The sequence below is a fragment of the Collinsella aerofaciens genome (assembly GCF_040920445.1).
Classification (GTDB): domain Bacteria; phylum Actinomycetota; class Coriobacteriia; order Coriobacteriales; family Coriobacteriaceae; genus Collinsella; species Collinsella aerofaciens_BH.
The window spans coordinates 1-7,562 of record NZ_JBCOTQ010000075.1 but is presented as its reverse complement, the minus strand read 5'-3'; the positions used below and the strand labels follow the sequence as shown (position 1 = coordinate 7,562).

General features: G+C 60.6%; 6 protein-coding genes. 5 read left to right on the top strand and 1 reads right to left on the bottom strand.

Annotation, left to right across the window (positions count from 1 at the left end; translation table 11 throughout):
- The 3 genes from AB5405_RS09280 to AB5405_RS09270 all read left to right on the top strand — a co-directional run.
- Nucleotides 1-635: ABC transporter ATP-binding protein (locus AB5405_RS09280; RefSeq protein ID WP_368138280.1), on the top strand; the 635-nt coding region annotated here is incomplete at its 5' end.
- Nucleotides 636-992: 357 nt separating this feature from the next.
- Nucleotides 993-1,670, top strand: coding sequence for a copper homeostasis protein CutC (locus AB5405_RS09275; protein ID WP_368138279.1), 678 nt, complete (start codon nt 993-995; stop codon nt 1,668-1,670).
- 3 nt (nt 1,671-1,673) lie between these two features.
- Nucleotides 1,674-2,474, top strand: coding sequence for a DUF4931 domain-containing protein (locus AB5405_RS09270; protein WP_148332593.1), 801 nt, complete (start codon nt 1,674-1,676; stop codon nt 2,472-2,474).
- Nucleotides 2,475-2,501: 27 nt separating this feature from the next.
- On the opposite strand, the gene AB5405_RS09265 is transcribed toward AB5405_RS09270, so the two are convergent.
- A complete protein-coding gene (locus AB5405_RS09265; protein WP_148332595.1) occupies nt 2,502-3,500 on the bottom strand; it encodes a bile acid:sodium symporter family protein in 999 nt (332 codons plus the stop codon).
- Between the two features lie 275 nt (nt 3,501-3,775).
- Here AB5405_RS09265 and recJ point away from each other — a divergent pair, with 275 nt between their 5' ends.
- A complete protein-coding gene (recJ, locus tag AB5405_RS09260; protein WP_368138278.1) occupies nt 3,776-7,063 on the top strand; it encodes a single-stranded-DNA-specific exonuclease RecJ in 3,288 nt (1,095 codons plus the stop codon).
- Between the two features lie 15 nt (nt 7,064-7,078).
- Nucleotides 7,079-7,562: HD domain-containing protein (locus AB5405_RS09255; RefSeq protein WP_368138277.1), on the top strand; the 484-nt coding region annotated here is incomplete at its 3' end.

Genomic DNA, 7,562 nt, shown 5'->3' with positions numbered 1-7,562 from the left:
ACGTTAACGAGGGCGAGATCGTGGCCTTGATTGGTGCCAACGGTGCCGGCAAGTCCACAACGCTCAAGACCGTCTCGGGCCTGCTGCGTTCCAAGACCGGTTCCATCAAGTTTATGGGCGAGGACATTACTCATACGCCCGCTGATAAGCTGGTTGGTAAGGGCCTGGCTCAGGTTCCCGAGGGTCGTCGCGCCTTTTTGCAGATGACGGTCGAGGAGAACCTGGAGATGGGTGCCTATACGCAGCCCAAGTCCACGGTGGCTCCGGGCCTGGAGCGCGTCTACGAGCAGTTCCCGCGCCTGAAGGAACGTCGTCGCCAGGTCGCCGGCACCCTTTCGGGCGGCGAGCAACAGATGCTCGTTATGGGGCGCGCCCTTATGAGTAACCCCAAACTGCTTATGCTCGACGAACCTTCCATGGGTCTGGCACCGATTCTGATCGAACAGATCTTCCAGATTGTCGAGGACCTGCACAAGGCCGGCACCACGGTGCTTCTGGTCGAGCAAAACGCACAGATGGCTCTTTCCATCGCCACGCGCGGCTACGTGCTCGAGACCGGCAAGATCACCATGACCGGCACGGGCCAAGAACTCCTGCACGAAGATAACGTCCGCAAGGCCTATCTGGGTGGCTAGGAGGTTCCGCCGTTCTACCGAACGGCGGACCAGTCGACGCTGCGCGGGCACCAGAGCGACAACTTGTCATTCAAAGAGGGCGGCATGACCAGAAGGTCTATGCCGTCCTCTTTTCATGCCAATTTGTTCGCTCTGGTGCCCGCTCGCTGTCCGTCGTCTGCCTGCGGCGTTACTTTGGTCTGATACTTGGGGGTAGTCGTTTAAGAACGTCCCCAATGACTACCCCCTTTAAGTTGCGGTGGAATAGGGACTAAATGGGAGTCTCAGAGGCCAAAACAGTCCCTATTCCACCGCAACTTCATGGGGATGTGTGACAATGCCCGTCGGAAAACATCTGCTGTCTTTGGGGGTCTATCTATGGTGTACGAGTTTTGTGCCGAGAACTTTGAGCGGGTGCCGGCGGCTATCGATGCCGGTGCAAGGCGTATCGAGCTGTGCGACAACCTTGCCGTTGGTGGCACCACGCCCTCGGCCGGCGTTATCAGCGCTACGACCAACTATGTCCACGAGCACGATGCACGGGTGATGTGCATGATTCGTCCGCGTGGCGGCGACTTTCACTACAACCAGGATGAGCTGCGCATGATGGAGATGGACTTGGGCCTTGCCGTGAGTGCGGGCGTTGACGGCTTGGTCTTTGGCTGCTGCAAACCCTGCGCTGGCGGATGGGCGCTCGACGAACTTACGCTTGGCGCCCTCGTGATGGCTGCGGGCTGCGCGACCGAGGAATGTAAGCGTGATCCCATCGACATCACCTTCCACATGTCATTTGACCAGCTCTCGCCCGAGGCTCAGCTCGATGCGATTGATACACTTGCCGACTGCGGCGTTACGCGCATCCTCACGCATGGCGGCGCTGCCGGTACGTCGATCGAGGATAATTTCGATTACCTGGCTCGTTTAATCGAGTATGCGCGCGATCGTTTGACCATCCTTCCCGGCGGCGGCATCACTACGGCAAATCGCGACGCGGTCGCGGCGGCGCTAGGCGTCTCCGAGCTCCATGGCACCAAGATCGTGCCGCTGGAGGTATAACCCGTGGCGCTGGTATTTGACGTTCAGCAGGCGAGCGGTAAGCCCGACGATAATCATCGCCCTGGCACCGCGTGCCCCTTTTGCGACACGGAGGGACTTGCCAACATCATCCAGCGCGATGGTGACTGTATCTGGCTCGAGAATAAGTTCAAGACCTTGCGGGCCACACGTCAGACCGTATTGATCGAGTCTGCCAATCACGACGCCGACCTGGTGACCTATGAACCGGATGAGCTGCATCATGTGATGCGGTTTGCCCTGGGCTGTTGGCAGCAGATGATCGATTCCCAACAGTACCGCAGTGTGCTCATGTACAAGAACAAGGGCCCACTTTCGGGCGGCAGTCTGGTCCATCCGCACATGCAGATTGTGGGTTTGGAGCAGGAAGACGGCTATGCTTCGCTGACTTCTGCCAATTTCGAAGGCATCAATGTCTGGCGACAGGGGAGAATCGCGGTCAACATCTCAACCGAACCGATCATGGGGTTCTTTGAGATCAACGTTTCAGCCCCGCAGGGAATCGCCGCCAGCGATGACACGAGAGACCAAGCCGAGGCGGATCTCTTCGCCGATGCAATCCAGGTAGCTCTGCGCTATATCTTGCACGAGCACCATGGCGGTCGTGCAGAGTCGTACAACCTGTTCTTCTATCACATGAGCGGCCGGACCATTGCCAAGGCGCTTCCACGTTGGGTGGTTTCACCCTACTTTGTCGGGTATCGGCTGGCTCAGGTCAATGCTGAGACCACGCTCGATGTCGATGCGGAGCGACTCCGCGCACATCTGGAGGCGCTCACATCGTAAAGTGAGCGCCCGCACACTGCGGACGGTTTAGCGCGCCATTGCATCGCGGCCGGCCTCGACGCGCTTGCGCTGGGCGGCGCGCTCCTCGCCGGTCAGACGCTCAAAGAAGTGCCCGATAAGCGAGGCGAGCACCTGCTGAAACAACGTTCCACACATGACGGGAAACACAACTTCGCCCGGAAAGTATTGCGTGGCGATGACGGCGCCCGAAGAGATATTGCGCATGCCGCAGGTAAAGCACATAGTGGTCGTTTCGCTATATGGCAGATGCAGCGCGCGGGCGACCAGAATGCCGACGACAAAGCCGCTGATGGCGAAGACCAAAATAAAGAGGGCGACTTCCAAGCGCACCGCGTTCATGTGCAGCACGTACTCGCTCATGGCGGTGGAGTTGGAGGCGATAACGCCCATCATCATGAACTTGCAGGCGGGCGAGAGCGCGGGGGAGAGTTTTTCGTGCCCCCATCCGCGCGTGAGCTCGTTGATCACGATGCCGAGCACGGCGGGGATGGCGATCATAAAGGCCATGTTCTGCATCATGCTCGGCATGTCGATCGAGACGGTGGCGCCCAGCAGGAGCTTGAGCGTAAGCGGAATCGTCACAGGGGAGATGACCGAGGACGTCAGGATGATGGTGAGCGCGAGCGGGCCGTTGCCGCCGAACATGCTGATCCACATAAAAGCGGTGACTGCCACGGGCACACTGTATTCGAGCACGATGCCGCAGACAAGGTTGGGGTTGGAACCAAAGAACAACGATCCCATGGCGTAGGCCGCGATGGGAATAAGCGCCGCCGAGACCAACAACGCCAGAATCAGGTGCAGCGGACGGTGGAACACCTCGGCTACCTGGTGAAAGGTGTTGCTGAGCGCACCTTGGAACGTCATAAAGGCAAACAAGGTGGGAACGATGGGCTTGAGAACGCCGACCTGTTGAGGAAAGAGCACGCCGAGCGCCACGCAAATCGGAACGATGATCTGCATGTGCCCCGCGAGAAATTTGCCCAGTCCAACCCATTGCTTCATAGGCTCTTGTGACTCCCTTTGCTCGTGAATCCGTTTTGAATGGATATGCTAGACGCTCGCATGCGTCCGTGTGGCTGAAACGCTCGAATATTTCGAGGCTATTACCGCCCTCGTTTATCGAAACCACGGCGTGCTGGACGTTGTGCGTCCGCACTGCACGGTATAATAAATCCGTTCAACAGATCTGCCTGCCGAAGCGGGCATACACAGAGGACTCATCGCTATGAACCGTGAGAGGTATCGCGGCGACCTGCCCCTATCGGGGGTGGGCGCCTATGTCATCGCTTAAGACGACGCATCGCTGGGCGGTCGCTCAGCAAAACCCCGAGCTCGAAAAGGAGCTTTCGGCTGGCCTGGGCATACCCGGGCTGGTGGCGCGCATTATGGTTGCGCACGGCATTACATCCATCGAGGAAGGCCAGCTGTTTTTGACGCCTTCGCTCGATCGCGACTGGGCGGACCCACTCGTTATTCCGGGCATGGTGATCGTCGCCGACCGCGTTGAGCGTGCTATTCGCAGCCACGAGCGTATCGCCGTCTTTGGCGATTTTGACGTCGACGGCATTACGTCGACCTGCCTGTTGACCGAGGCGCTGCGCGCGTTTGGTGCCGATGTCACGCCGTTTATTCCACATCGCTTTGACGAGGGCTACGGTCTTTCGCGCGCGGCGCTCGACCGCGTTAACGAGCTCGCTCGCCCCCAGCTGATCGTGACCGTCGATAACGGCATTGCCGCCAAGGAAGAGGTCTCCTATCTGGAGAGCCTGGGGATCGATTTGGTGGTCACGGACCATCACGAGCCCTCCGACCAGGTGCCGCAGGGCGTGCCCCTGACCGACCCCAAGCTCGAGGACGAGGGTCCCTCGCGCGAGCTTGCCGGTGCCGGCGTGGCACTCAAGCTGGTGCAGGTCCTGGGCGAGCGTCTGGGCAAGCCGTCGTATTGGCGTTCGCTGATCGAGGTCGCGGCGCTGGGCACCGTGTCCGACATGATGCCGCTCACGCCCGAGAATCGCGCACTGGTCGCCGAGGGCATCCAGCAGATGCGCGTGACGGCCCGTCCCGGCTATATCGCGCTTGCCGCACTTGCCAAGGCCGATCTTTCTACCATTACGGCCGACGCCCTGTCATTCTCGCTCATCCCCCGCTTAAACGCTGCCGGTCGCATGGCCGATCCCAAGCTGGCGCTCGATCTGCTGCTTGCCCGCAATCCCATCGAAGCAAGCGCACTGGCGGCTGAGCTCGAGGAAATCAACCGCCAGCGCCGTGAGATCGAGGCGGAGCTCACGCGCGATGCCATGGCAAAGGTCGAGGAGACCTATGACGGCGGACGCGCGATCGTCGTGGGCGGCGAAGGCTGGCACGAGGGCGTCAAGGGCATCGTGGCAAGCCGTCTGACCAACCGCTACCACGTGCCGGCGCTGCTGTTCTCGATCGAGGACGGTATCGCGCGCGGCTCTGGTCGCTCGGTGGGCAAAGTTAACCTGTTTGACGCCGTCGAGCGCTGTTCCGACCTGCTGATTCGTCGCGGCGGACATGCCGGTGCGGTGGGTGTGACCATCGAGGCATCCAAGCTCGATGAATTCCGTCGTCGCCTTTCCGCCGTGCTATCGGAGATTCCCGCCGAGGACTTTGAAGACATCGACGAGGTTGCCGCCACGGTCGACCTTTCCGAGCTGAATATCGAGACTATAGAGCAGATTTCCCGTCTTGAGCCGTTTGGCCAGGGCAACAAGGTGCCGCTGCTGGCTGCCGAGGGCGTGACGATGTGTGATCGCGCCGTGGTGGGCAAAACCGGTGAGCACATGCGCTTTGTGGCGACCGATGGCGCCGCGAGTGTGCCGGCCATTATGTTCCGCGTGCCGCAAATCGATAAGCTCATCAACTGCGATAGCGCTGTCGACTTGGTGTTCGAGGCCGTTGCCGAGCATTGGCAGGGTCGTGTGAAGCCCAAGCTCATGGTCAAGGATGTTCTGGTCCGCGATACCACGCTGCCCAGCGTCGACGATCCGGCATGCGAGCTTCGTCGTGGCGTGCAGCCGACGGATTCCGGCCTGCGCCTGGAGTCGCGCAAGCGCGAGACGCTCGCCCAGCTTTCCTATACCGAGCTCACGCGCTCGCTTATCCATAGCTTTATCGGATCGAACCAGCCGCACCGCGCGCAGGCTGAGGCGCTCGACGCCTTGGCCGATCACCAGAGTGTCTTGGCGGTTATGGGAACGGGCCGCGGCAAGTCGCTCATCTTCCATGTGCATGCCGCGCGTGAGGCGGTGCTTCGCGGACGTGCGAGCATCTTTGTCTATCCGCTGCGTGCGCTTGTTGCCGACCAGGCCTATCACCTCTCGTCGACGATGGCATCGCTTGGCATTGGCGTTGGCGTGCTGACCGGCGAGACCGTGGAGGCCGCACGCGATGACGTGTTCGCCGGCCTAGCTTCGGGCCGCACCGGTATCGTGCTCACGACGCCCGAGTTCCTATCTATCCACCGTGACCGCTTCGCGCGTTCGGGCCGCATCGGCTTTGTCGTTATCGATGAGGCGCATCATGCCGGTCTTGCCAAGGGCGGCGACCGCAGCGCCTATCTTGACATGCCCGATATCCTCAAAGCTCTGGGCGACCCGGTCGTTATGGCTGCGACGGCCACCGCGACGGCTCCGGTCGTGGCCGAGCTTGCCCGCATGCTTCCGATCACTCACACGGTGGTCGACGAGACGGTGCGCGAGAACCTGCAGCTCGAGGACGACCGAGATCTTGCGAGCCGCGAGAACCGTTTGGTGTCGATCGTGGCGACGGGGGAGAAGACCGTCATTTACGTCAATTCGCGCGACCAGTCCGTGGCGCTCGCCAAGACGTTGCGCAAGCGTGTGCCCGATTGCGCAACCCATATCGCGTTCTATAACGCGGGGCTTGCGCGTTCCGATCGCCGTCGCGTGGAGGAAGCATTCCGAGACGGCAGCCTCAGCTGCATCGTCTCGACATCTGCCTTTGGCGAGGGCGTCAACCTGCCCGATATCCGCCATGTCGTGCTCTATCACATGCCGTTTGGCGGCATTGAGTTTAACCAGATGAGCGGCCGTGCCGGTCGCGATGGCCAGCCCGCCGTGATCCACCTGCTCTATTCGTCGCGCGATGCCCGCATTAACGAGCGCCTGCTCGACTGCTACGCACCCGAGCGCGACGAGCTCGTCACACTCTATCGCGCGCTGCAGACCATGTGGCGCTCCAACCGCGGCAAGACCGGGGATGATTCATTCTGCGCAAGCGATATCGACATCGCGCAGATGTGCCTTGCCATCGATGCCCGCACGCCGGTCGACGAGCGCTCGGTGGAAAGCGGCCTAGGAATCTTCGAAGAGCTTGGTTTCTGTCGCGTTTCGGGGTTTGACGATACGCGTCGCATCGCGATGGCCGAAAACCCCGGCCGCGTGCAATTGAGCAGGTCAATTCGCTATTTGGAGGGCTTGCGCTCGCGCATGGAGTTTTCGGCTTTCCGGAGCTGGGCGCTCGATTCGTGCGCTTCTGATATGCTAGCCAAAGTTAACCGCCCGATCGTACCGCGGGCCTAGGGGAAGGGGACCTCGATGGATGCCGCAGCCCGTACCGCCCATGATTCCACCCTCCAGCCGTTTTCGGAGATGGAGCACTATAAGCATGCCGATGAGCTGCCGCCCGAGATTATGGCGGACAGCTACGACAAGCTGGAGCGTCTGTGCCTCAAATATATGAATGAGGACGACTTTTCTAAGGTTGAGCAGGCCTACTGCTTTGCTGCCGAGAAGCATTGCAACCAAAAGCGGCGCTCGGGTGAGATGTACATCAACCATCCCGTCGAGGTGGCCATCATTCTGGCCGATCTCAAGATGGACTGCGATGTGGTGTGCGCCGCGCTGCTGCACGATACCGTCGAGGATACTGAGACCTCGCTCGCCGATGTTTCCGGCCTGTTTGGCGATACGGTGGCCGAGCTCGTCGATGGCGTGACCAAGCTCACCAACATCGAAGTCGACAGCATGGACGAGAAGCAGGCGCTCACGCTGCGCAAGATGTTCCTTGCCATGTCCAAGG

Bases quoted from the DNA above. Each gene is read 5' to 3' on its own strand.
- recJ (WP_368138278.1), top strand. From the start codon at position 3,776: ATGTCATCGCTTAAGACGACGCATCGCTGGGCGGTCGCTCAGCAAAAC.
- AB5405_RS09265 (WP_148332595.1), bottom strand. From the start codon at position 3,500: ATGAAGCAATGGGTTGGACTGGGCAAATTTCTCGCGGGGCACATGCAG.
- AB5405_RS09275 (WP_368138279.1), top strand. From the start codon at position 993: ATGGTGTACGAGTTTTGTGCCGAGAACTTTGAGCGGGTGCCGGCGGCT.